At 67.3% G+C, this 24,410-nt stretch carries 16 protein-coding genes and 1 riboswitch; of the genes, 5 read left to right on the top strand and 11 right to left on the bottom strand.

Annotation, left to right across the window (positions count from 1 at the left end; genetic code table 11):
- The first annotated feature begins 39 nt into the window (after nucleotides 1–39).
- Together POF53_RS21670 and POF53_RS21665 are read left to right on the top strand one after the other, a co-directional pair.
- Entirely contained in the window at nucleotides 40–12,291 is a 12,252-nt protein-coding gene (locus tag POF53_RS21670; protein WP_498969343.1) for a filamentous hemagglutinin family protein, read from the top strand.
- 134 nt (nucleotides 12,292–12,425) lie between these two features.
- The gene (locus tag POF53_RS21665; RefSeq protein WP_186734798.1) at nucleotides 12,426–12,731 is read left to right on the top strand and encodes a hypothetical protein; all 306 of its coding nucleotides are present in this window, start codon (nucleotides 12,426–12,428) and stop codon (nucleotides 12,729–12,731) included.
- Between the two features lie 43 nt (nucleotides 12,732–12,774).
- On the opposite strand, the gene POF53_RS21660 is transcribed toward POF53_RS21665, so the two are convergent.
- The 3 genes from POF53_RS21660 to POF53_RS21650 all read right to left on the bottom strand — a co-directional run bounded on the left by POF53_RS21660 (nucleotide 12,775) and on the right by POF53_RS21650 (nucleotide 15,204).
- Nucleotides 12,775–14,358 (bottom strand): sensor domain-containing diguanylate cyclase, encoded by a 1,584-nt coding sequence (locus POF53_RS21660; protein ID WP_244670909.1) that lies wholly within the window; start codon nucleotides 14,356–14,358, stop codon nucleotides 12,775–12,777.
- Between the two features lie 149 nt (nucleotides 14,359–14,507).
- A complete protein-coding gene (locus POF53_RS21655; RefSeq protein WP_232857426.1) occupies nucleotides 14,508–14,990 on the bottom strand; it encodes a hypothetical protein in 483 nt (160 codons plus the stop codon).
- A 58-nt stretch (nucleotides 14,991–15,048) separates the two neighbouring features.
- Nucleotides 15,049–15,204: a hypothetical protein gene (locus tag POF53_RS21650; RefSeq protein ID WP_155952705.1), complete on the bottom strand. Its 156-nt coding sequence runs from the start codon at nucleotides 15,202–15,204 to the stop codon at nucleotides 15,049–15,051.
- A 167-nt stretch (nucleotides 15,205–15,371) separates the two neighbouring features.
- Between POF53_RS21650 and POF53_RS21645 the strand changes: the two genes are divergently transcribed.
- A complete protein-coding gene (locus POF53_RS21645; protein WP_232857425.1) occupies nucleotides 15,372–15,743 on the top strand; it encodes a GFA family protein in 372 nt (123 codons plus the stop codon).
- A 223-nt stretch (nucleotides 15,744–15,966) separates the two neighbouring features.
- On the top strand, nucleotides 15,967–16,401 hold the full coding sequence (locus tag POF53_RS21640) for a bleomycin resistance protein (protein ID WP_232857424.1): 435 nt from the start codon (nucleotides 15,967–15,969) through the stop codon (nucleotides 16,399–16,401).
- A 549-nt stretch (nucleotides 16,402–16,950) separates the two neighbouring features.
- Here the strand turns inward: POF53_RS21640 and POF53_RS21635 are convergent.
- From POF53_RS21635 to POF53_RS21620, 4 genes are all read right to left on the bottom strand, one after another.
- Nucleotides 16,951–17,736: an ABC transporter ATP-binding protein gene (locus tag POF53_RS21635; RefSeq protein ID WP_232857423.1), complete on the bottom strand. Its 786-nt coding sequence runs from the start codon at nucleotides 17,734–17,736 to the stop codon at nucleotides 16,951–16,953.
- A complete protein-coding gene (locus POF53_RS21630; RefSeq protein WP_232857422.1) occupies nucleotides 17,733–18,749 on the bottom strand; it encodes a FecCD family ABC transporter permease in 1,017 nt (338 codons plus the stop codon). The genes POF53_RS21635 and POF53_RS21630 overlap by 4 nt, the downstream gene beginning before the upstream one ends.
- Entirely contained in the window at nucleotides 18,746–19,759 is a 1,014-nt protein-coding gene (locus tag POF53_RS21625) for an ABC transporter substrate-binding protein (RefSeq protein ID WP_232857421.1), read from the bottom strand. The genes POF53_RS21630 and POF53_RS21625 overlap by 4 nt, the downstream gene beginning before the upstream one ends.
- Before the next feature lie 114 nt (nucleotides 19,760–19,873).
- Nucleotides 19,874–20,071: riboswitch (cobalamin riboswitch) on the bottom strand.
- 27 nt (nucleotides 20,072–20,098) lie between these two features.
- A complete protein-coding gene (locus POF53_RS21620) occupies nucleotides 20,099–21,268 on the bottom strand; it encodes an acetyltransferase domain-containing protein (RefSeq protein ID WP_498969338.1) in 1,170 nt (389 codons plus the stop codon).
- Nucleotides 21,269–21,344: 76 nt separating this feature from the next.
- Here POF53_RS21620 and POF53_RS21615 point away from each other — a divergent pair, with 76 nt between their 5' ends.
- Entirely contained in the window at nucleotides 21,345–22,244 is a 900-nt protein-coding gene (locus tag POF53_RS21615; protein WP_498969336.1) for an MFS transporter, read from the top strand.
- A gap of 3 nt (nucleotides 22,245–22,247) precedes the next feature.
- On the opposite strand, the gene POF53_RS21610 is transcribed toward POF53_RS21615, so the two are convergent.
- The 4 genes from POF53_RS21610 to POF53_RS21595 all read right to left on the bottom strand — a co-directional run.
- Nucleotides 22,248–22,505, bottom strand: coding sequence for a PAAR domain-containing protein (locus tag POF53_RS21610; RefSeq protein ID WP_186734772.1), 258 nt, complete (start codon nucleotides 22,503–22,505; stop codon nucleotides 22,248–22,250).
- A gap of 47 nt (nucleotides 22,506–22,552) precedes the next feature.
- Complete coding sequence (locus POF53_RS21605) at nucleotides 22,553–22,750, bottom strand: hypothetical protein (RefSeq protein ID WP_267812176.1); 198 nt, start codon at nucleotides 22,748–22,750, stop codon at nucleotides 22,553–22,555.
- Entirely contained in the window at nucleotides 22,722–23,918 is a 1,197-nt protein-coding gene (locus tag POF53_RS21600) for a DUF6708 domain-containing protein (RefSeq protein ID WP_203647150.1), read from the bottom strand. Before POF53_RS21600 ends, POF53_RS21605 begins: the two co-directional genes overlap by 29 nt.
- A partial coding sequence (locus tag POF53_RS21595) for a hypothetical protein (RefSeq protein ID WP_498969334.1) occupies nucleotides 23,918–24,410 on the bottom strand: 493 nt, incomplete at its 5' end. The genes POF53_RS21595 and POF53_RS21600, both read right to left, overlap by 1 nt.

Here is a 24,410-nt window from a genome sequence, read left to right as displayed (position 1 = left end):
CATTCCCTGATCTCGAGAACCAGCACAAGGAACCCTGCGATGTCGCGCGGCATGCCCAAGCCAGCCCTTTCAGCCTCCGCCATCCAGCGTCGCGGCGAGCCGCCGCGGCTCAAGCCACTGGCCCAGGCCATCGCCTTGCTGATGCTGGCGGGCAGCGCCCACGCGGCGCAGCCGTTCAGCTCGGGCTGGTTCGCCGCCAAGGGCGCCTCCAATGCTCCGAGCGGCGCCGCTGGCGCCGGCGGGGCAGGGCAGGTGCTGCCGGGATCGCCACCACCGCTGGCCCAGCAGCAGCGCCTGAACCAGCAGTTCCAGCGTTCGGTGAACAACCTCAACAACACGGTGGCGGCCATCGCCGCCCAGCAGGCGGCCCAGGCCAATGGCCGGACCCTGGCCCAGGTGCAGCCGCAGGTTGTGCCCAACGGCCTGGGCGAGGGTGGCCTGAAGGTCGACGAGAACCCGCTGACCCAGGGCTGGCTCAATGCCAAGGCACCGCAGCAGAGCCAGGCCGATGGCAAGACCCAGGTGCGCATCGAACAGACCGCCGACAAGGCCATCCTCAACTGGGAGACCTTCAACGTCGGGCGCGACACCACCGTGCGTTTCGAGCAGCAGGCGGACTGGGCCGTGCTCAACCGGGTCAACGACCCCGCCGCCCGTCCGAGCCAGATCCATGGTCAGATCGAGGCGCCCGGCACGGTGATGCTGATCAACCGCAACGGTGTGGTGTTCAACGGCACCAGCCAGGTCAACGTGCGCAACCTGGTGGCCGCCGCCGCCCAGGTCAGTGACGAGCAGTTCACCCAGCGCGGGCTCTACGTCGACAGCAGCGCCAGCCAGGCCACCTTCACCAATGCCGCCGGCAAGGTGCTGGTCGAGCGCGGCGCGCAGATTCGTACCCAGGCGCCGAGCAGCTCCACCAGCGGTGGCGGCTACGTGCTGTTGCTGGGCAGCGAGGTGGGCAACGACGGCCAGATCATCGCCGGCAAGGGCCAGGCGACCCTGGCGGCGGCGGACGATTTCTATATCCGTCGCGGCCAGGGCACCGAGGCCAACCGTTACTCGACCACCCGTGGCAACGAAGTGGCGGGTAGCCTGAAGCCCGGCAGCAGTGCCGGCACGGTGAGCAACAGCGGGCTGATCCAGGCCAGTGGCGGCGATGTCACCCTGACCGGTCACCAGGTGCGCCAGCAGGGTGTGGTCCTGGCCAGCACCTCGGTGGATCGGCGCGGCAGCATCCACCTGCTCAACGCCGCCAGCGATGCCACCGGCAGCGTCAGCTTCGAGCGCGGCAGCGTTACCGCCGTGCTGCTCGACGACAGCGCGGCGCTCGACAGCCAGCGCGAAGCCTCGAGGGCGGTGGTCAACGGCAGCAACGGCAACCTGGCCACGGGGCGCTTCGACAACCTCAGCACGGTCATCGACCGCCCCGAGCAGTCGCGGGTGGAAGTGGTCAGCGGCGGTACCGTGCACTTCCAGGACGGTTCGCTGACCCTGGCCACCGGTGGCCAGGTGGCGGTCAGCGCCGGCCGGCGCAGCCTGGTCGACGATGGCGCGCGCCTCGATGTGGCCGGCGCCCTCGGGGTCAAGGTGGCGATGGAAAGCAATGTCATCAAGATCAATGTCCAGGGCAACGAGCAGCGCGATGCCGCCGGCAACCGCGACAAGGGCGGGCTGATCAACAGCGATGTGTGGGTCGACGTGCGTGAGCTGGTGCACGTCGCGGCCGGTGTCAATGGCCATGCCGGCGACCGCTGGTACACCGCGGGTGGCCTGCTGGAGGTGGGCGGCTACCTGGGCACGCGCAGCCACGGCGTGGGTGAATGGATGGCCCAGGGCGGCACCGTGACCTTCACCGGCCAGGACCTGGTCACCCGCGCCGGCGCCGAGATCAACCTGTCCGGCGGTACCCTGGCGGTGCAGGACGGCTATGTGCGTCAGAGCTGGCTGCGTGGCGAGGACGGGCGCCTGTACGAGCTGTCGCGGGCGCCGGGCGACCTGCTCTACAGCGGCCTGTACCAGGGCTTCGAGGACCATTCGGCGCGCTGGGCCCAGACCCGTGTGTTCTACAACCCGCTGATCGCGCCGCAACAGCGCTTCGAACAGGGCTACACCGTCGGGCGCGACGCCGGCAGCCTTGTGGTGGCCACCCAGGGCGCATTGCTCGACGGCCGGCTGGTCGGCGAGACCTGGCAGGACGAGCGCCAGGTGCGGGCGCCGGTGGCCGGGCTGGATGGTTACAAGCAGGTCCACAGTGCTCGCGCCCGAGGCGCCCAGCTGGTCATCGGCCAGCAGCTGCCGGGCTACCTCACCGCCAGCAAGGACCTGGCCTTCAGCCTGACCCCGGTGCTGCGCCAGGTGACGTTGGCTGGCGGCAACCGTGGCGCCAGTGCCGATGTGCAGTTGCAGGCGCCGTTGGACGAGCAGCGGCGCGGGCGACTGGTACTGGACAGCGAATTGCTCAACGGTTTCGCGCTGGGCGGCCTGAGCATTGCCGCCAGCGAGTCGGTGCAGGTCGACCAGGCGCTGCACCTGGCCGACGGCGGGCAACTGACCCTGTACGCGCCGCAGGTGCGGGTCGCGGCCGACCTTACCGCCAAGGGCGGGCAGATGATGTTGGGCGATGTGCTGCGCCAGCGTGACGGCGCCGATCTGCGCGATATCGCCCTGGCCACGCCGGCCGGATTGCGTGCGCAGGTGCTGGTTGGCGAAGGTGTGCGCCTGGATGTCGGTGGTGCGCGCAGCGACCGCGAAGACGCAGGGGCCATGGCCTGGCGCAACGGCGGCAGCCTGTCGCTGCGCAGCTCCGGCGATGTGCTGCTGGGGCAGGCCAGCGTGCTGGATGTTTCCGGCGGGGTGGTGCGCGGTGAGCGCAACCAGCTGCGCGGTGGCAGCGGCGGCAACCTGACGTTGCAGGCCGGCGTGTTCAACGCCAGCGGTGACGGGCGCTTGCGCCTCGATGGCGAGCTGCGCGGCCATGGCAGCAATGGCGCCGGCACCCTCGACCTGCAGGCCGAGCGCGTGCGGATCGGCGGGGTGGCCGACGCGAGCGCCTTGCACCTCGGCGCGGATTTCTTCAACCGCGGCTTCGCCCAGTACAATGTGCGTGGCACGCGACAGTTGATCGTGGCCGAAGGCGCCCAGGTGCAGGTCACCCGACCCGTGGAACTGCTCGACGCCAGCCTGTCGGTCGCTGACCAGGCCACCCTGTGGTTGCCGCCGCAGGTGCGTGAAAACGCGATCAAGGGCGAGCTGGGCCTGCGTGCCGGTGCCAGCCTGAGCCTCGCCGCCGGCGATACCCGCCTGGCCCAGGCGGACCGCGAGGCCGCGCTGCTGGAGGTGCGCCGTGGCGCCAGCATCGGTGTCGACCCGTTGCAGTCGATCGCCCTGAGCAGTACCGCGCAATTGAATCTGGACGGTTCGCTGCTGGCCGCCGCTGGCAAGGTGAGCCTGTTGCAGGTATTGCCCGAAACGGTGGTGAGCGGGGTGCAGGAAAGCCTGCACAACCGTGCGATCCGCCTGGGCAGCGAGGCGTTGATCGATGTCTCCGGCCAGGCGCTTACCGCCCTCGACAGCCAGGGCCGGCGCTACGGGCGGGTCACCGCCGGCGGCAACATCGTCATTGGTGGGCAGATCGACCACGCCAAGGGGACCAGCGACGGCGCCTACCTCTTTGTCGACATCGCCCGTGGCGCCCGCCTGCGCGCCGATGGCGCCAGCGCCGTGCTGGACATCCGTGGTCAGGGCCCACTGGCAATGGCCAGCGCCGGTGGCAGCATCAGCCTGGCCTCCAGCTATGGCCTGCGCCTGGACGGCACGCTCAGCGCCAGGTCCGGCGGTGTCGGCGCGGCGGGCGGCAGCCTCGGCGTGGCCCTCGATACCGGTCTGTACCGCAAGGATGGCCTGGAGGATGGCCTGAATGTGCCGCGCGAGCTGGTACTCGGCCGTGGGGCCGGGACCGACGAGCGCTTGCGCTATGGCCATGCGCGCCTGGATGTGGACACCGTCGAGCGCGGTGGCTTCGCCAACCTGGCCCTGCTCAGCGACGGTGTGCTGGCCTTCGACAGTTCGCTGGCACTGGACCTGGCCCAGGGCCTGCAACTGTACGCCGGCTCCCTGGTGCTCGCCGACGGCAGTGCCGACGACAGCCGCATCCGCCTGCGTGCGCCCTACGTGCGACTGGCAGGCAGCAACCACCTGGGCGGCGACCAGACCGTGCGCCCGACGGTCAAGGGCGGGCTGTCGCAGCAGGCGTCGCACGCACTGTTGCAGGTCGAGGCCAACCTGCTTGAAATACGCGACGAACTGGGCCTGGGCGCCCACGGCAATCTGGCCCTCAGTGGCGGGCAACAGCTTGAGTTCGACCGTCGGGGCTTTGCCCTGACCCGTCTGCGCAGTGAAGGGGATATCCGCTTCCTCGGCCGCGACATCCCCTCGATGCCGACCCAGCTGAGCAGCAATGCCGATATTGAACTGTTGGCCGCGCAACTGTACCCCGTGAGCGGTGCCTACGCCCGCGTGCTGAGCACCCGCGACGCCACCCTGCGGATCGGACGGGTCGGTGAGGCCACGCCAGGCGTGCCGCTGTCGGTGTTCGGCCGCCTGCACCTGGGCGCTGGCACGGTGGAGCAGGGTGGGGTGGTGCGGGCGCCGCTTGGCCAGGTGCTGCTGGGGGATACCGGCGAGAACGGCCAGGATGTGCACCTGCTGCCCGGCAGCATCACTTCGGTCAGCGCGGCGGGGCTGCGCATGCCTTACGGCGGCACGGTCGATGGCCTGAGCTACCTGTACGACGGCAAGCCGGTGAACCTGATCGGCGGCACCGGCGATAGCGATCACGGGGTGGTCCTGGCCGGCAAGCGCATCGATGTGCAGGCCGGGGCGCTGATCGACCTGGCCGGCGGCGGCGAACTGACCGGCGCCGGCTTCGTCTCCGGGCGCGGCGGCTCCACCGACGCCCGCTACCATCCGTTGATGCAGCTCGATGCCGATGGCCGCCTGGTACTGCCGTCGCTGTCGAGCAACCCGGTCTATGCCATCGTCCCAGGCCTGGCCGGCGACTACGCGCCGCTGGCCGGGGAGGCCGGCGTGGCGGACCCGGCCATCGGCCAGCGCATCACCCTCGACCAGGGCGTGCCGGGGCTGGCGGCGGGTACCTACACCTTGCTGCCGGCCAGCTACGCGCTGTTGCCGGGCGCCTTCCGCGTCGAGCTCAACGGCTTGGCCATGGCCGGCCAGCGAGGCATCAGCCAGGTCATGCGCAATGGTTCCTGGACCACCTCGGGCAGCCTGTCGGTGGCCAACACCGATATCCGCCAGCCGTTGTCGGGGCAGGTGATCCTCACCGCCGCCGACACCCTGCGCCGCTACAGCCAGTACAACGAAATGTCCTACGCCGCCTTCGTCGGGGCCGACGCCTTGGCCAAGGGTGTTCCGCGGGCGGCGCTCGAGGCCGATGGCAAGTGGCTGACCCTGCGCCTGAAGCCCAATGCCGATCCCGAGACCGCGTTCCGCTTTACCGGTCAGGCGCGCTTCGACGCCGCCCGCGACGGACGTGGCGGCAGCGTGGCGGTACTGGGCGTGGAGGCCATCGAGATCCTCGCCGACGGTCAGGCCAGCGACTGGTTGCAACCCAACCGGGTCGCGCTGCGCGCCAGCGACCTGAGCGCGCTCAAGGCGCCGCGGCTGAGCATCGGCGCCCGTCCGGAGGTGCTCTACGGCCAGGGTGGCAACATGATGCGCTTCAAGGAGTCGACCGCTGACATCCTCGTGCGCAGTGGTGCCGAACTGCGCGCCGGCGAGGTGTTCCTGGCTACCGACAGGGCGCGTGGCGCCATCGTCGTCGAGCAGGGGGCCGGTATCATTACCCTGGGCCAGGGGGCGGTGCCGTTCGATGCCAATGACGGTTTCCTCATCGACCCCAATGCCCACGGCTTGCTGGCGCTGTCCAACGGCCGCCTGGACGTGCTGCCGTCGGTGGCCGGCGATGTCTTCGCGCCCGGCAGCATCCTCATTGGCGATTGCCCCTCGGGCAACTGCGCGGGGGTGACCCGCCTGTACTCGGACGGCTCGCTGTTCGCCGCGACCGACCGCACCTTCAACCTCGACGACCAGGTCAGCTTCGGCACCCGCCACCTGGGCCTGGCGGTAGGGCGGATCAACGTCGGCTCCGCCGCCGCGTTGGCCGCCGCGGCCAACGCCGGGGTGCTGGGCCAGGGGCTGACGCTCAACCAGCAAGTGCTCGACCGTCTGTTCCAGGGCAGCACCGAGGGCGGCATTCCCGCCCTGGAGACCCTGTCGCTGACGGCGGCCGACTCGCTGAACTTCTTCGGCAACAGCGTGCTCGACACCTATGATCCTTTGACCGGGCGCAACCGCGTGCAGCAACTGATCCTCGGCACGCCGGCCATCTACGGCCTCGGCCAGGCCAGCGAACGGGCGACCATCCACACCGGCAACCTGGTGTGGAACGGCGCCCGTACGTTGTCTGGCGCACCCATCGCCGGTGGCGCGGGCAGTGGCGACGGCGTGCTCGAGCTGCGGGTGGAAAACCTGACCTTCGGCTACGGGCCGGCCAGCCAGCCCGACGGCACCGCCAGCATGAGCCGCCAGACCCTGGGCTTCAGCCAGGTCGACATCCGCGCCAGCCGCCAGGTCAGCGCCAATCACAGCGGGGCGTTGCAGGTGTACCACCAGCGCGGCGCCTGGCAGGGCGAGGGCGGCTTCCAGTACAGCGGTGGCGATTTGCTGGTGGAGACGCCGCTGTGGACCGGCGGCGCCGGTTCGATCAACCGCATCAGCGCCGGTGGTCTGTTGCGCGTGACCGGTGGCGGTGGCGCGCTGGCCAGCGGCCGCGATGGCGTGGGCGCGGAGCTCGCGCTCAGTGGCCAGCAGGTGCTGCTCGACGGTACCTTCAGCCTGCCCAGCGGCAAGCTGAGCGTTTCGGCGCAAGAGGCGCTGGTCCTGGGGGAGCGTTCGCGTATCGACCTGGCCGGGCGCAGCCTGACCTTCAACGACGTGACCCAGTACAGCTGGGGCGGTGAGCTGCTGCTGGCCAGCGCTGTCGGTGACATCCGCCAGGCCAGTGGCAGCCTGGTTGACCTCAGTGCCCGCAACAATCGCGCCGGCCGCCTGAGCGCCACTGCCCTGGGCGGGCAGGTCAGCCTGCAGGGCCAGCTCCTTGGCGCCGCCAGCGGTGATCATGACGCCGGTGGCACGCGAGTGCCGTACGACCAGGGAGCGGTGGCGATCCGTGCCCGCCAGGTGGATGATTTCGCCGGCCTCAACCAGCGCCTGAACCGTGACCAGGTGTTCGGCGCGCGCAGCTTCCAGATCACCCAGGGCGACCTGGTCATCGGCAGCGAGCTCAAGGCGCGGGAAATCAGCCTCTCGCTGGACAACGGCCAGCTGACCGTGGCCGGCACCGTCGATGCCAGCGGCGCCCAGGTCGGCAGCATCCGCCTGGCGGCCGGGCATGGCCTGACCCTGGCCGCCGGGGCGGTGCTCGATGCCCATGGCAGCCTGCTGCGGGTCGACAGCAACGGTGCGATCATCGATGCGCCGAACCGGGCGCAGATCGAGCTGGCCAGCGGCGACGGCGTGCTGACCCTGAGCCCCGGCGCTCGCCTGGACCTGCGCCACGGCACCGCCGCCGCGCAACACGACGGCCGTGCCCGCGGCTCGCTGGTATTGACGGCGCCGCGCGTGGGCGGCGACATCGCCGGTGATATCGCCATCGATGCCCGTGGCAGGCTGGACATCCAGGGTGCGCAGTCCATCGCCGTGGTCGGCCAGCAGCGCTACACCGACGCGCTGAATGGCGGCACGGCGGCCAGTGGTCGGCCGTACCAGTACATCGACCAGGCTTATCTCGACGCCAAGCATGCGCGCAGCGTGCTGTTCGTCAACGCCGCGCTGGCCAACCGCGACCTGCTCGACAACCGCCTGGCCGGCCTGAACAACGCCACCTACGCCAAGGCCCTGCACCTGCGCCCCGGCGTGGAGATCGCCAGCCGCGATGGCCAGACCGACCTGGTGGTGCGCAGCGATCTCGACCTGTCCGGTCATCGCTACGCCAGTATTAACCCGGCCACGGCGCAGACTGCGCTGCGCGGTTCCGGCGAAGTCGGCCACTTGGCCCTGCGCGCCGGCGGCAACCTGGAAGTCCATGGCAGCATCAGCGACGGCTTCCTGCCGCCGGAGCTGGCCACCGGCAGCGAACGCATGGATGGCCGTGGCTGGATCCTGATTCCCGGCAAGCAGCCGTTCGACAGTGACCTGGTGATTCCACGCAGCGGCGTCGAACTGGCCGCCGGCACGCGCTACCCCGCGGGCAGCACGTTGAATTTCGACCTGCCGTTCGCCGACACCTCGCTGCCGGCCAACACCCGGCTGCCCGCTGTGCTGACCCTGGCAAGCGCCGTGACCCTGCCGGCCGGTACCGTGCTTGATGCCGCCGTGCGTGATGCTTCCGGCAATCTCCTGTATGCCGCCGGCACCTTGCTCGAGCAGGCGGTGACTCTGGCCGCCGATACCCGGCTGGATGCCGGCAGCCGCCTGCCGGTAAGCGTGGCGGTGCGCGGTGGGGTCTGGCGCAAGGGCGCTGCCCTGCCTGTGGGAGGGCTGACCCAGCGTGGCGCCCTGGCCCTGGCAGTGGGCGCGCTGCTGCCGGCCGGCACCGACGTCAAGCTGCCCACAGGTGTGTTCTGGGTCGACCTGCGCCAGGAAGTCGCCGGCCAGCAGGGACGCAACTGGGCGCTCGGGCAGATGCTGCCGGAGGGCTCGCAATCCTGGTCGATGCGCCTGGTGGCCGGCGCCGACCTGGGCGCCGCCGACAGCCGCATCACCCGCCCGGAGCCGGACGCCGGCGCATTGCGCCTGGCCGACCAGCACTACATCGCCACGCGGGTGATCGAGACTTCCAAACCCATCATCAGCTATTTCTGGACCAACCTGGCGGTTGGGCGGGTACCCGGCCAACCGGTGCCCTCCAACCTGCTGGCGCTGTGTACCGCCCGGCCGACCTGGTGCCTGAAGGTCGAAACGCCGGGCGGCGTCACCAAGGCCGAGATCACCCCGCAGACCCAGCTGTACAGCGTCTTGCGCACCGGTACCGGCGACCTTGAACTGCTCAGTGCCGGCGACTGGCGCATGGATTCGCTGTATGGGGTCTACACCGCCGGTACCCAGGCACCGGCCCTGCTCGAGCAGGGCATCGATGCGCATCAGCTGGCCCGCGGTCGCCAGGCCGATGGCAGCGTGCTTGGCGCCCTGGGCGCGGCCTACGAATCGATCACCGGCCAGTACCGGGCCTGGTATCCGCAGCAGGGCGGCAACCTGTTGATCGCCGCTGGCGGCGACCTGACCGGCAACCTGGTCGGGCCCAAGGCTACCGAGCAGCAGACGCGCCGTCAGACCGCTTCGGCGGCTGTCGGCAACTGGCTGTGGCGCCAAGGGCAGACCGACGCTGGCACGCCAGGTGCCTGGTGGCTCAATTTCGGCAGTTTCGCCCAGGACCCGGCCAGCGCACCCGGCTTGCCGTACCTGGTCGGTTTCACCGGCATCGGCACCCTGGGTGGCGGCAATCTGGATGTGCGGGTGGCGGGCGCGGCCGGCCTGTTGCAGGCCAGCGGCGCCGACCTTTCCAGCGTCGAGCGCAGCCAGGGCCTGAACCTGGTGGTCGCCAGCAGCGGCCGGGTGGACGCCGATGGGCGCCTGGTGCAGACCGGCGGGGGCGACCTCGACCTGCGTGTCGGTGGCGGACTCAACCCGGGGCTGGCCGCGATCACGGCCGCGGACGCCCAGATGGACCTGCAGGGAACGCTGGTCAACCTGCGCGGCGCCTTGCAGGTGGAGGCGGCCAATATCGGGCTGTTGCAGTCGATCTACGGCAGCTACGGCATCGAGCAGGACAACAGCGAATCGCGCGCCTACGACCCCTACAGCGCAACCCGGGCCAAGGCCTGGGGCGGCGTCATGCTGATGCCGGGTGACAGCGGCGTGCGCCTGCTCAGCCGCGGCGACCTGGTGCTGCAGGGGGTAGGCGATCCGGGCCGGGTGCCGACGTTCAACAGCACGCCGTTCACTGCCGACGATGGCACGCGGATGAGCGGGCGCGGCAACAGCTGGTTCTCGCTGTGGACCCCGCAGACCTCCATCGAACTGGTCAGCCTGGGTGGCGACCTGGCACCGAACGTTCACAACCGTGCCAGTGTCGCGACCCGCAACCTGGCGATCCATGGCGGCCGCGTGTTCTATCCGACCGCGCTCAGCGCCACCGCCGTCAATGGCAGCCTGTACTATGGCGACTCGGTGCGCAGCTCGGCGAGCCAGGCCTCGGCGGAGAGCCTGATGACCGCGCCGTCGGCCAACACGCGCTTGCAGTTGCTCGCGGGGGACTCGATCTATGCCGGCGGCTACACAGTCAGCCAGGCGGGCACCGACGCCTCGGCGCTACCAACACCGTGGCGCCCCGCATTCCTGGGCAGCAGTACCGGCAACCTCGTGCTGTCGACCAACCTGCACGGCGACCTGCCGCGCAATGTCTGGGAAAGTCCGCTCTACAGTTTCGGCGTCAACACCTATGTCGATAGCCGGATGCAGCCTGCGCAGCCAGTGCGGTTCTATGCGCTGGACGGCGATATCGTCGGGCTGAACACCGGCGAGGTCATCGATTATCCCGTGCTGGGGCTCAGGCTCTATCAGGGCAGCGGGCCGCTGCGCATCATGGCCGGTCGCGACATCGTCAACGCCGGCACCGTGCTGGGCAGCCAGCGCCAGGCAGCCGGCGGCCTGGTGGCCGGTGGCGAGGGTGGCAACAACCTGTCCCGCGGCAACCTCATCATCCATGGCGACAGCCGCGATGTCTCGCTGGTCAGCGCCGGTCGCGACATCCGCCTGAGCACCTTCAATGTTGCCGGCCCCGGCCAGCTCGAGGTGGTCGCCGGGCGCAACCTGTACCAGTCCGGATCGGGCGTCGACTCGGCCTATCAGGAGGCGGCGATCACCAGTATCGGTCGGGTCGGTGGCAGTGGCGCCGGTAACGATGGCGCGGCCATCGCCATCATCGTCGGGGCCGGCAAGCAGGGACCGGACTACGCCGGCCTGCTGGCACGCTACCTGGATCCGCAGCACCTGGCCGATCCTTCCCGGTCGTTGGCGGGGCAACCGGGCCAGGTCGTCAAGGTCTACGACCAGGACCTGCTGGCCTGGCTGCGCGCGCGCTTTGCCTTCGAGGGGGACGCCGAGGCGGGCAGGGCATTCCTCGCCACGCTGCCTGCCGAGCAGCAGCGGATCTTCGCCCGGCAGGTGTACTTCAGCGAACTGCGCGAGGGTGGCCGCGAATACAACGACGTCAGCGGTCCGCGCACCGGTAGCTACCTGCGCGGTCGCCAGGCGATCGCCGCGCTGTTCCCCGAGCGGGACGTGGCCGGCAACCCGATCAGCTATGGCGGTAGCGCCACCTTCTACGGCGGGGCGGGCATCCACACCGACTTCGGCGGCGATATCCAGGTACTGACGCCGGGAGGCCAGCAAGTGTTCGGCATCGAAGGCGAGGCCCCGCCGTCCACCGCCGGGGTGATCACCCAGGGCAGCGGCAACATCCAGCTGTATTCGCAAGGCAGCATCCTGCTCGGCCAGAGCCGGATCATGACCACCTTCGGCGGCTCGATTCTCGGCTGGTCGGCCCAGGGCGACATCAACGCCGGTCGCGGCTCGAAGACCACCGTGGTCTACACCCCGCCCAAGCGTACCTACGACCGCTGGGGCAACGTCGGCCTGGCGCCGAGCGTGCCGAGCACCGGCGCCGGCATCGCCACGCTCAATCCGATCGCCGAGGTGCCACCGGGGGATATCGACCTGATCGCGCCGCTGGGCACCATCGATGCCGGCGAGGCCGGGATCCGCGTGTCGGGCAACGTCAACATCGCCGCGCTGCAGGTGGTCAACGCCGCCAACATCCAGGTCCAGGGCGATGCCAAGGGCATGCCGGTGGTGGCCTCGGTGAACACCGGTGCGATCGCCTCGGCCAGTGCCGCGGCATCGTCGGCCAGCCAGGCTGCCGAAGAGGCGGGCCGCCAGCAGCAGGCTGCGTCCAGGCAGCGCCAGCCTTCGGTGATCACCGTGCAGGTGCTGGGTTTCGGCGGCGAGCGGCTGGTGCCGGGGCAGGACGGGGCGAGCCTCAATCCCCAGTACAACCGCCAGAGCCCGGTGCAGGTGCTGGGCGCGGGGACGCTGGACGAACGGGCGAAGGCGCAGTTGACCGAGGAGGAGCGGGGCAACCTGTTGCTATGAGAGCAAAACCGCCCAACGGCAGGCTTTTCCTGTGGTTTCTTGATCCCGCTCATGGTTTCGGCGAGTGGCCCTCGTCGCGGCTTCGTGGCTGTGCTTTTCTTGCGCGGCATTTCAGACACGGAGTATCGAGCGCAATGCGAATCAGGGAAGAGACCTACTGGCAGTGGGCCGATGCGCAGTTGCACAGTCGCTGCCATGACGAGGAACTGAGCGACGGCACTAGCATCGATGTGCAGGTGCGCCTGTCCAGGGTCGGTGCCACGCAACTGTTTCTCGGGCTCTATGCCCGAGGCGGCAAGGCCTTGCTGGAGGAGTACTACCCCTCGCGGCCAGGCGAGACCATGACCCGGGCGCTGGTCTGGGGCGTGGACCGCGCTCGCGCCCTGGCCACCGGCGCCTTGCCACTGCCGGAACAGGTGCCGCGCAGACGCCAGGCCTGAGCGTGACGGATGTGGCTGGGCGATGACCAGCGACAGGCAGGCGTCAGTGCGGACTGTCGATGCAGACTCGGTTGCGACCCTTCTGCTTGGCCCGGTACAGCGCCCTGTCGGCGTTGCCCAACACATCAGCGGGTTCGCTGCCGTCTCCAGGCCGCCAGCTGGCCACGCCCAGTGACAGGGTGACGCCGCCAGTTGGCGCGAAAGGGGCGTGCTCGACGGTCAGGCGCAGGTGACCGGCGATCGCGGTCGCCACCTCCAGGCTCGCCCCTGGCAGCAGTATCAGGAACTCTTCGCCGCCGGTGCGGCACAGCAGGTCCCCCTCGCGACAGCTTCCACGCATCAAGCCTGCCAGCTGCTGCAGGACCTGATCGCCGATATCGTGGCCATGGCCGTCGTTGATCCGCTTGAAGTGATCGATGTCCAGCACCACCACGGCAAAGCCGCGCTTTTCGGCCTGTAACAGGCGTAGCGCCTGTTGCAGGCCACGACGATTGACCAGCCCGGTGAGTGGGTCGGTCTGGGCATCACGGTTGAGTCGGCCGATACGTTCCTGCAGCAGGTTGACGCCGAACAGCAGTGCGCGCTTGAGCTCGGCGGCCTCGGCGTACCAGGCGCGGACCTGATGGATGCGTTCGGTGGTCTGTTGCTGGCCCATGCCCCGGGCAACGTGGGTCAACTGTCGCAGCGGGTGGGCGATGACCTGTGTCAGCCAGTACAACAGCAGGCAGCCGAGCAGGGCCAGCGGCGCGGAGATGGCAACCACATTGAGGACCAGTTGGCGCAGCGGGGCTACGGTGTTACGCAGTGGCTGCTGGGTGACGATGGTCCAGCCGGCGCTGGGCACCGTGGCGAAGCCGGCCAGCATCTCGACGCCCTGGCTGTTGACCAGGCGCCGGGTGCCATGGTCGAGGTTCGGCAGGTCGTCGAGCAGCGCGTTGTCGCCGACCAGGGTGCCGACCCGTTTGCTGTCAGGGTGAAACAGCAGCCGGCGGTTGCGATCGACCACATAGAGGTACGAGCCGTTCTGGTAGAAGTGCGTGCCCAGCAGGCTGTTGAGCAGGTTGCGCTCGCGCAGGTAGAGGCTGCCGCCTATGTAGCCGTGGTAGTGGCCGCTGGCGTCGAAGATCGGTTGCGAGAGCACCACGAGCAGGTTGTCGGCCGCCGACAGGAAAGGTGTGGAGACCAGCGTGCGGTGTTCGCGCAGTGCTTGCTGGGCGCCGGGTGAAGTCGCCTGGCTGCCGGCCAGGTGCTGCAGCGAGGCGGGCGAGAGCGAACGCACGGTCCCCTGGGCATCGACCCGCAAGGTGGAATTGAACAGGTTGCCCTGCTGTTGCAGGCGGTCGATCTCATCCTGCACCAGGCTGTCGTCGTTCGGGTGCAGGCCACTTTGCCGGGCGCTGTAGGCCAGTTGCTGCAGGGCACTGACCAAGGTGGTTTCGGTCACGGCCGCCAGCTTGGCGGCATAGGCTCGGTTGGCCTCCAGGGCGCTGTCGATCAGCAGTTGCCGTTGTACCCGGTAGCTGGCGAAGTAGCTGGCCAGCAGCATGACCAGGGCCGTGGTGGCGCACAGGGCGAGTATGAGGGTGCGCAGGTCGGGGCGCGGTCCGTGCGGGGTGAAATATCGCAATCCTTGGCCTCGTCGGATACAGCGGAAAACGCACCTTACGCGCTTGGCGCAAGGTGGACCATGCTTGTGCGCAATTGCAGGATTGGAGGACAAGGGGAGCTCCGGTTTCCCACAAAGCTCTCGGAATTATCCTCCCTTGTTATCCAGGGTCAGGGCGCAGTCTGCTCCAGCGCCTGCAGGTCATCCTCGACCTGTTGCATGCGCTCCTGCACCAGGGCCTGGACCTTGGCGTCGCTGGCGCTTTCACGCATCAGCGTGGTGAGCTTCTCGCTCAGGCGCTTGCCTTCCTCGCTCTGGCCAAGCTCCCTGGCCTTGGCCGGGTCGCGGGTAGCCTGAACGATGAGGTCGAACTCGGCATCGCTGAAGTGCTCCTCGCTGTAGAGCCTGAACAGGTCCTGGCGCTGGTCGTCGACGGTCAGGTGCTTGCGCAGCACGTCCTTGATCTTGTCCTCGGGCACCTGCGCGTGGGTCATGGCCAACAGGCCTGCCATGCGCTCGATGTTGTGGTCGTAGGCTTCCTGCAGGGGCAGGTTGGCGAGGATCTTTTCCTCGCGGCTGGGTTTCTGGTCGCAGGCGGCGAGGGCGCCGAGCAGCAACACGGGCAGCAGTAGACGAGACAGGCGGCGGGGCATGGTGGGGCCTTGAGCACGGTAAGGCCTGGGAGTGTACTGCAAACCCGTGGTGGTGGAATCAGCGTTGCAGCGGATTGCGCAGGCGCACCCAGAGGATCGCCGGCAGGGCCATCAGCAGCCATTTCAGGTAGCGGTTGACTTCGTAGTGTTCGCAGGCGACGCCGATGAGGGTGCAGACCACCACCACGGCCACGAACTGGATCATTCTTTCCATCAGCAGGTTTCCATCATTGCAGGGGCCGGAAGGGCCGCGGGGAGCACTGTAGCAGGCGACGCAGGCAGGGCAGGTCGGCATGCCACACGGCGTAACACTTTTGCGCCACTGGTAGGCGCGAGGTTGGCTATTGTGCGGCAATCCCGGCAGCCAAGGAAGGTAACCCCATGACCCGCTACAAAGGTGGCTGCCTGTGCGGCCGTATCCGGTTCTCCGCCAGCGGCGAGCCGCGTTTTCCGCATACCTGCTCGTGCGGGCAGTGCCAGCGACATTCCGGCAGCCTGACCCTGTGCTGGGTGGAGTTCGACAAGGCAGCGGTCGCCTGGACCGGGGAGGGTGGATTGCCTGCGCTGTACCGCTCGTCCGAGGGCTCCTGCCGTGCGTTCTGTGCCACCTGCGGCAGTTCCCTCGGGGCCATTGACGATGCGCCGACGGTGGCCTTGCTGCTGGGCTGCTTCGATGCCAAGGGCGACCAGGCCCTGCGGCCGAGTTCGCATTCGTTTCGGGCTTGTCGGCCGCGTTGGTGGAGGGTGGGGTGAAGGTTGGGGATTGGGGGGAGGCTGACAGGTGTTCGGCGAGGGCCTTGCAGCGCCTGTGAGATCGAGCGCCGCCCGCGCGGCGCATCGCGGGACAAGCCCGCTCCTACATCTATTGCAACGTGCCGAACCTGTTGGGCCATGGTTGCCCGCCTTGGCGCACGACTTGAGATTGAGTAAGGGATATCATGTGCGCCACTTTCCCATGCCGCTCAAGGACGATTGCATGCTGCAGCGCAACAAGATGGTGCCCGAACTGATCGTCAGTGACCTCGATCGCAGTCTGGATTTCTGGGTTTCGTTGTTGGGGTTCGAGATTGCCTATCAGCGCCCGGAGCAGCGCTTTGCCTACCTTGACCTGCAGGGCGCGCAGGTCATGCTCGAGCAGTTCGACGCCGAGGATCACTGGCTTACCGGGCCCCTGGAAAAACCCTTGGGGCGGGGGATCAACCTGCAGATCGACGTCGCGGCGGTCGCGCCGCTGGTCGAGCGGCTCGAGCGCCAGCGCTGGCCGCTGTTCCAGGCGTGCGAGGACGTCTGGTATCGCGCCGACGCCATCGAGGTGGGGCTGCGTCAGTTTCTGGTCCAGGACCCGGATGGTTATCTGCTGAGGCTCGCGCAACGGATGGGCGAGCGTCCGGCACAGTCGAATATGCGGTAGAGTCCGCGTCCTGCTCATTTGCGCTGTCGCGCTGCAAGCAACCTTACCAGCATTACCAACGTGGGAGCGGGCTTGCCCCGCGATCACGGTGCTCCACGGTCTTGGGGCCAGTCCTTTCAAGGTTTGGACGCGGGTGGTTATTGACTGCATTAGGGCTACTAGGTGCTTGCCACGAGCTTTGCAGCGCCTATGAGATCGAGCGCCGCCCGCGCGGCGCATCGCGGGACAAGCCCGCTCCTACATCTGTTTCGGGCCAGTCACTCCTGTGAGGTTATCGCTGTCCGCCTTGGCTCATGCCTCAAGTCGTGCGGGGCGGCAGTGATGCCCACGCTGAAACCGCGTCGTACCAACAGGGCGGACCAGGTAATGGCACAGGAGAAATTGGCCCGAAACAGATGTAGGAGCGGGCTTGTCCCGCGATGCGCCGCGCAGGCGGCGCTCGATCTCATAGGCGCTGCAAGGTGCGCGGCGAGCACCTGGTGGCCTTGATACAATCAATAACCCCGCCTCCAAAGACCTTGATAGGGTTGTAAAGCACCCCCAGCCGTTTCAGGCACGAAACCGCAGCACCCGCGCCCCATCATACGGATCGACCAGGTAATGAGCCTGAACCCCAAACGTCCCCAATAACCGCTCCGGCGTCAGCACCATTTCAGGCTTCCCCAAGGCCACCAACCGCCCTTGATCCAGGACAGCCAACCGGTCACAGGTCAACGCCTGGTTCAGATCATGCAAGGCCACCAGGGTAGTCACCGGCAACGCCTGCACCTGCCGCAACAGGCTCAACTGATGCTGGATATCAAGATGATTGGTCGGCTCGTCCAGCAGCAACACCTGCGGCCGCTGGGCCAGGGCCCGGGCGATGTGCACGCGCTGGCGTTCGCCGCCGGACAGCTCGCCCCACAGGCGCCGACGCAGGTGGCCGGCATCGGCGTCGGCCAGCGCCTGCTCGACGATCGCACGGTCATCCGCGCCGAACGGCGCCAGGGCCGACAACCACGGCGTGCGGCCGAGGGCCACGGCGTCATACACGCTGATGGCGTCCAGGGTGTCGGCCTGCTGTTCGACCAGTGCCAGGCTTTGCGCCACGCGCCGACGCGGCATGCGCTCCAGCGCCTCGCCCAGCAAACGCACGCCGCCACTGCTCGGCGTGCGCAGGCCGGCGAGCAGCTTGAGCAGGGTGGACTTGCCCGAGCCGTTGGGGCCGACCACGCCGAGGGTCTCGCCGGGCATCACGCTCAGGTCGATTCCCTGCAGCACGTCGCGGTCGCCCAGGCGCAGGCTTAGGCCCTCGCAGGCAAGCGGGGCGTGGGCGATGGCGGTCATCACGGTCATGGACGCACCCGGCGGCTGACCAGGATCAACGCGAACACCGGCGCGCCGATCAAGGCGGTGACCACGCCCACCGGGATCACCTGGCCGGCGATCAGGGTGCGCGAGAGGATGTCGGCGACGATCAGGAACAACGCGCCGCCCAGGGCGCTGGCCGGCAGCAGGCGGCTGTGCCCAGGGCCGAGCAGCAGGCGCAGGGCGTGGGGGATGACCAGGCCGACGAAGCCGATGGCACCGACGATCGAGACCATCACCGCGGTCACCAGCGCTGTGCAGCTGATCAGCAACCATTGCGTGCGCCGCACCGGCACGCCCAGCGAGGCCGCCGAGTCGGCGCCGAAGGTGAAGGCGTCCAGCGCCCGGCGGTGCCACAGGCACACCGCCAGCCCGACCACGGCCACCGGCAGCGCCAGCCACACCGCTGGCCAGCGCACGCCGCTGAGGTTGCCCAGCAGCCAGAACAGGATGCCTCGGGCCTGTTCGGCGGTTGCCGACTTGGTGATCAGAAAGGCCGTCAGCGCGTTGAATAGCTGCGAGCCGGCGATGCCGGCGAGGATCACCTGCGCATTGTCCTGTCGGCTGCCGCTGGCCCGCGACAGCACCAGCACCAGGGCGAACGCGGCCAGCGCGCCAATGAAGGCGCCGGCCGACAGCGACAGCACCGCGCCACCGAGGCCGAACAGGCCCACCGCCACGGCGCCGGTCGAGGCGCCCGCCGACAGGCCCAGCAGGTACGGCTCGGCCAGCGGGTTGCGCAGCAGCGCCTGGAGGATCACCCCGCAGGTCGCCAGCCCCGCGCCGCAGGCGGCGGCCACCAGGGTGCGCGGCAGGCGGTAGTTCCAGACGATGCCGGCGTCGATCGGATCGAGCGCATGACCGGCCTGCCACAGCTGGTTGGCCAGCACCTGCCAGACCACCTCGGCGCTGATCCGTGTCTCGCCGATGGCGATCCCGGCGAGCATGGCCAGGCACAGGGCGAGCAGCGCGAAGGCGCTGATGGGCAGCAAGCGGCTCATGGTTGTGGCGCTTTACCGCTGGCAAAGGCGCTGGACAGCACCTCCAGGCCACGGAACAGGCGGATGCCGGCCTGCATGGCGTCGGCGTCGAGGACGATGATCCGGCCTTGCCTGACCGCGTCCATGTTGCGGGTCACCGGGTCGCTGCGCAGGAACTCGAGTTTTTTCCGGTAGTCGTCGGCGGGGTAGCGGCGGCGGTCCATGCGGGCGACGATCAGCCAGGTGGGGTTGGCCCTGGCCAGGGTTTCCCAGCCCACCGCCGGCCATTCTTCGCTGGATTCGACCACGTTGCGCACGCCGAGGGTCTGCAGCATGAAGTCGGCCACGCCCTGGCGACCGGCGACGTAAGGATCGACCTTGAGGTCGGCGCTGGAGAACCAGAACAATGCGCTGGTGTGGCTCAGGTCCTGGCCGGCCAGGCGTTGCCGGGCCTGGTCCAGCTGGCCCTTGAGCTCGGCATTGAGGCGTTCGCCGCGATCCTGCACGTCGAAGATCTCGGCCAGTTGGCTGACGCTCTTGTAGATGGTGTCGATCCTGAACGGCTGCAGGCGGGTACCGTCGGCGCCCACCAGGTTGTCCTTGCCTTCGCAATCCGAGGGCAGCAGGTAGGTGGGAATGCCCAGTTCCGCGAACTGTTCGCGGGTGCCGACCGCGCCCTGGGCGCCGACCATCCATTCGAACTGCGCCGTCACCAACTGCGGGCGCTTGCCGACCACCGCCTCGAAGCCCGGTTCGTTGTCGGCCAGGCGCTCGACCTTGTCGTTCTGCGCCTTGAACTCGGGCAGCACGTTGTTGAACCACAGCGAAGTGCCCGCCAGCCGCTCGCCCAGGCCCAGGGCATAGAGCAGCTCGGTGCCGGCCTGGCCGATGGTCACCGCGCGCTGCGGAGCCTGGGCGAAGGTCTGCGGCAGGCCGCAGTTGTCGATGGTCAGCGGATAGCGGGTGGCGTCGGCGTGGGCCAGGCCCGCCAGTGACAGGCCGGCGAGCAGGGTGGCGAGGCGGTGCGGCATGGTGGGGCGATCTCCTGTCGGGTGGTGCACGGAATGGCCCACGGACAGGCATCGCCAGGCGTCGTGCGGCAAGCACGCGGCCAGGGGCGGATGACCATCCCGGACACCCCGCCGGTTGGTGAATGCGTGCCGGCAGGTCTCCTGACTGGTGCGTCCTGGCCGGCGCCGGCCTTCCCGGGTCGGCAGACCCAGTGGCATCGATGGCGCAGGCTCGGCACCTACAGTTGCGGGGGCAGTTCCCTTTGGCCCGCTCTCGGCGCGCCCGGGATTCCCTTTTGATTCCGTGTGGAAACCGGCGGGCGGCATGGTAGACCATCGGGCCATCGGCTGAAAACGCTTTTACAGGTACTTGAGCCAGGCGATGTCGCGCCGCCGCGCCTTGAGCCGGGCGAAGCCGCGCACCGGCAGGTACAGGGCGATCGCCAGCAGTACCGCGACCAGCCACACCGCGCCGATGCCGTCGAAGCCGAAATGGCTGCCCTGGTTCAGGCCGAACAGCGCCACGCAGGCCACATACAGCAGCTTGAGCACATACAGGTGCAGCAGGTAGAAGAACATCGGCGCTGCGCCGAACACCGCCAGCGGGCCGATCCAGCGGGCCTCGCCGGCACGCTCGAACGCGCGTAGCAGCAACAGGCCGACGCCCAGGGTAATGGCCAGGAACAGCAGTGACGGCGGGTACTTGGTGATGTTGAAGAAGCTCATCAGCGTTTGCCCGACGCTGGCGTAGAAGGTCCACGGCGCCTCGCCATAGCCGTTGAAAAGACGCAATACGACGAAGCCGAGCAGCAGCATCACACCGCCGAGCAGCAGGCGGTGTTGGCGCTCGCCGGCATCGCTGGTGCGGCTGAACCAGGGGCCGAGCCCGTAGCCGAGGGCGATCACGCCGATCCACGGCAGCACCGGGTAGGAAGTGCGCAGGCGCAGGCTGTCGGACAGCTCCAGCCAGCCGCGTTCGTGCAGGATCGCCCAGGGTACATGCAGCGCCGAGTGCGGCGCGAAGTGCAGGCCATCGAGCAGGTTGTGGCCGACGACGATCAGCGCGCCCAGGGCCAGCAGCAGCGGGCGTGGCAGCCACACCAGCAGCGACAGGGCGATCATGCTCAGGCCGATGGCCCAGATCACCTGCAGGTAGATCACGCCCGGCGGCAACTGGAAGGTCCAGGCGAAGTTGACCAGGGTGAGCTCCAGCAACACCAGGAACAGGCCGCGCTTGAACAGGAATGCCGCTACATCGCCCCGGCCCTGGTGCTTTTCACCGTAGAGCCAGGCCGACAACCCGGTGAGTAGCACGAACACCGGCGCGCACAGGTGCGCCAGGGTGCGGCTGACGAACAGGCTGGGTTCGGTGGCGTCGATCGCGTCGATGGTCATCGGGTCGCTGACTTGACGGTGCAGGAAGAAGGTTTCGCGCACGTGGTCCAGCAGCATGAACAGGATCACCAGGCCGCGCAGGGCGTCGATGCTGTGCAGGCGTTGGCTGGGGAGGGTGGTCGGGAGGCTGGTCATCGAGGCGGGTCGCAGGCAGGGATAGCATTCAAATGAAATGTTATTTTATTTCATTTGTCTGTGCCTGGATACAGGCATGCACTGGCGTTCAGCCTGGATCAGCCCTGAATCAGCGGCCCCAGCCGCTCGGCCAGGGCCTGGACCATCGCGCTCACCTTGGGCAGATGCCCGCGGTTGCGGCGCCAGGGGGCTGTTTATCTCCATCCTGCTGCTGTTCGCCGCCTTCAATGCTCTGTCGGCGCTGGCGCCGAACGTCTGGGTACTGGCCCTGGCGCGGTTCCTCGCCGCGCTGGCCCTGCCGGTGTACTGGGGCACCGCCAGCGAAAGCGCCGGGCTGTGCCTGCTGGTGGCGCTGCTGATGTGGGCCTGGCTGCCGCCTCTGCCGAAGGTCCCGGCCCGCGTCGCAGGGGAGCGGCAGACGGTGATTCTCAAGGACCGTCGTTTCATCGCCCATGTGCTGCTTTCGGCGCTGGTGGTCACCGCCATGTTCACTGCCTATACCTACCTGGCCGAGATCCTCGAGCAGTTCGCCGCCGTGCCGGCCAACGCGGTCGGTTGGTGGCTGATGGGCTTCGGCCTGGTGGGCATGCTCGGCAACGCCCTGGCCGGACGGATCGTCGATCGCAGCCCGCTGCGGGCCACGCTGCTGCTGTTGGCGATGCTGGCCTTGGGCATGGGCCTGGTCACCCCGGTGATCGGCAACCCGCTGCTGCTGGTGGGCGCCCTGGCACTGTGGGGCATCGCATACACGGCGCTGTTCCCGGTGTGCCAGGTGCGGGTGATGCGCGCCGGCGCCAAGGCCCAGGCCCTGGCCGGGACCCTCAACGTGTCGGCGGCCAACGCGGGCATCGCCGCCGGTGCCGCGCTGGGGGGCGCGGCGATCCAGGGGCTTGGTCTGGCTGCGTTGGGTTATGTGGCTTGTGGGTTTGCGGTGGTGGTGTTGGTGGCCACGTTGGTACTGCAGAGAAGCGAATGAGGCCTAATCAACCATCCAGCCGATCTCGCCCTCCACCAGGGTTCCGCCATGGCTGGTGGTATCACCTTGGCGTGCAACGGCCCGGCCTTCGATGGCATGGTTCGCCGACCCTGTTTCGATGACGGCCCCACAACTGATCCTGTCGCCTACGCAGGCGACAGCCCTGCCATTGATCAATGTGGCCGTATGGCCTGAAACAACCTCGCCTGCGCCATGCAGGGGGCAGTCATGCTTGTGCCCGACTAGAACGATGGGTTTCATCACGTATGCTCCTTGTTTTCGTTAGGTGTAGGGATTTAAGCCGCGCCTTATTTGGCTTCGCTCAGGGTGATTAGCACTTCGCGGGTATCGGATTGGATGACGGTGGAGCCGCGCACTGTCGGGTTGTCGCAGTCATGGGGATCGTCGCGCCAGCATTGGTCCAGCAGGCAGAGGCGTGGTGCGTTGAGTTCCATCTCGGTCAAGAACAACCTGCTTTTACGGCTGATCAATACTGTCGAGCTCATGGGGCGCATCCTTCTCGATATCGGGAGTTTGACTTTGGCTCTTGGGCCGACGTTTAGAGGCGCGGGGCTTTCTCTCCGGGCGTTTGCCTGGACGTATGGTCCAGAGGTAGGCGTTTTCTCGCAGCCTCTCCTGGATATGGGGTGGGTAATCGTCAACTGTGGTCACTGCCGGGACGGGTTTTCCCGGCAGGCCGGCTTCACGAATGACCCTGGGCCATCGAGGCTTCCAGCACAGCAGGAGACTCAACCAATGGCCTGTTCCGATGATCAGGAAGGCAGGAGAGAGCAGCAGCAGGCCGCATTTGAGGACGCGTGGGGAACTGCGGAAGTAGTGAGTCAGGCCTTCGAACTGAGGCGTGAAGGCTTGCCAGGGCCAGGGAAAGTGCGAGGTGATGTGGGGGCGTGGTAGTCCTTCTGGACCTTCATCCATGAAGCGACGGATAAACTCCCATTCGGCTTGAAGCTCCGCAAAATTGTTGGCGGATTTGCCGACCCAAATCAGTTCAGGACGCAGTGTGCCAGTGAACACGGGCGACCATGTGAGTTCCAGCGGCATACCCATTCCACCTGGTGGAGCATACTTTTTATCAGAGCCGCTAGACGATACGCCGTTCCATGGGAGCGTGACGATCCCTCCGCAGTATGGCGGGCGGTGGAGGTAGACTTGTTGGGTGATGCGGTTGAAACGTATCAACAAGTGGCGTGACGTGAACATTTCAAAACGTGTGAAGCGGAAAACATACTTCAGATAAAACCACAAGATGCAGAGGGTTGTGCTGAGAAAGAAAACTGCTAAATATAGCCTCTCACCATACGGCTCTCCCTGATAATCAGAAGCAAGATCGATTAATATCGTTATCGAATGGAAAGCAATTTCTAATCCGCTGATTATCAGCATTATTATGGTGAGAGATAATATACTGATCAGCCCGCGCTTGTCCTCCCACATGCCGCAGCGCATTTCGAGCACATGCTCGTTGTACACGTAGACTGGGCCACGGCTCTTTGGGGTTTCGCATACTGGTTTTTTTGCGGCTGCAACGTATTCTTCGTCCTCGCTTTCGTACACCCCTCTATTCTTGATTGTTCTGTTCTGCTTTTTAAAGGCTTCGCGTTCTTCTTTGGGGTCAATGGCGGCCAGCCATGCAAGCCATTCAATAAAATACATTATATGGCCTCACTCATGGCGCTGAATAAGGCTTCTAGCTCTTCTGCGTCCTTCACGTATCCTTTGTCGGATGGTTTAAGGCGGAAGCAGCATTTACTACACCATTTTTCCAGTGTGTCATCATCGATAATGAGTAAGGTTATAGTGGTGCCGAGTACAATAGCGCCGCCTATCCAGCTTAAGCGACTCAGAAACATCATGGCGGCACGGTTCGCGGCTAGTCGTGCAGAAAGAGTGGAAAGGGTGGCGTATAAGCTGCTTTTCCATGTTTGGTTGGCACTCATTGATAGCCATTGGAAAAACACACTTGCCTGTGAAAATGCTATTCCTCCCTGCCCCAAAAGTAGGGCGGTCGTAGATCCAGCTCGTAGCCAATAAGTCGTTGCCAGCAATGATTTAGATCGAGCGGTGGCTTCTCTCGCGTCTGAAACGTCCCACGTAATACTGACAACGCCACCCACCGTCGCCAACCCCGCCCCCCACAGCCGATAG

This window comes from Mitsuaria sp. RG (assembly GCF_028369275.1).
GTDB lineage: Bacteria > Pseudomonadota > Gammaproteobacteria > Pseudomonadales > Pseudomonadaceae > Aquipseudomonas > Aquipseudomonas peradeniyensis.
The sequence above is the reverse complement of the archived record's forward strand: the minus strand, read 5'-3'. Positions and strand labels throughout refer to the sequence as shown.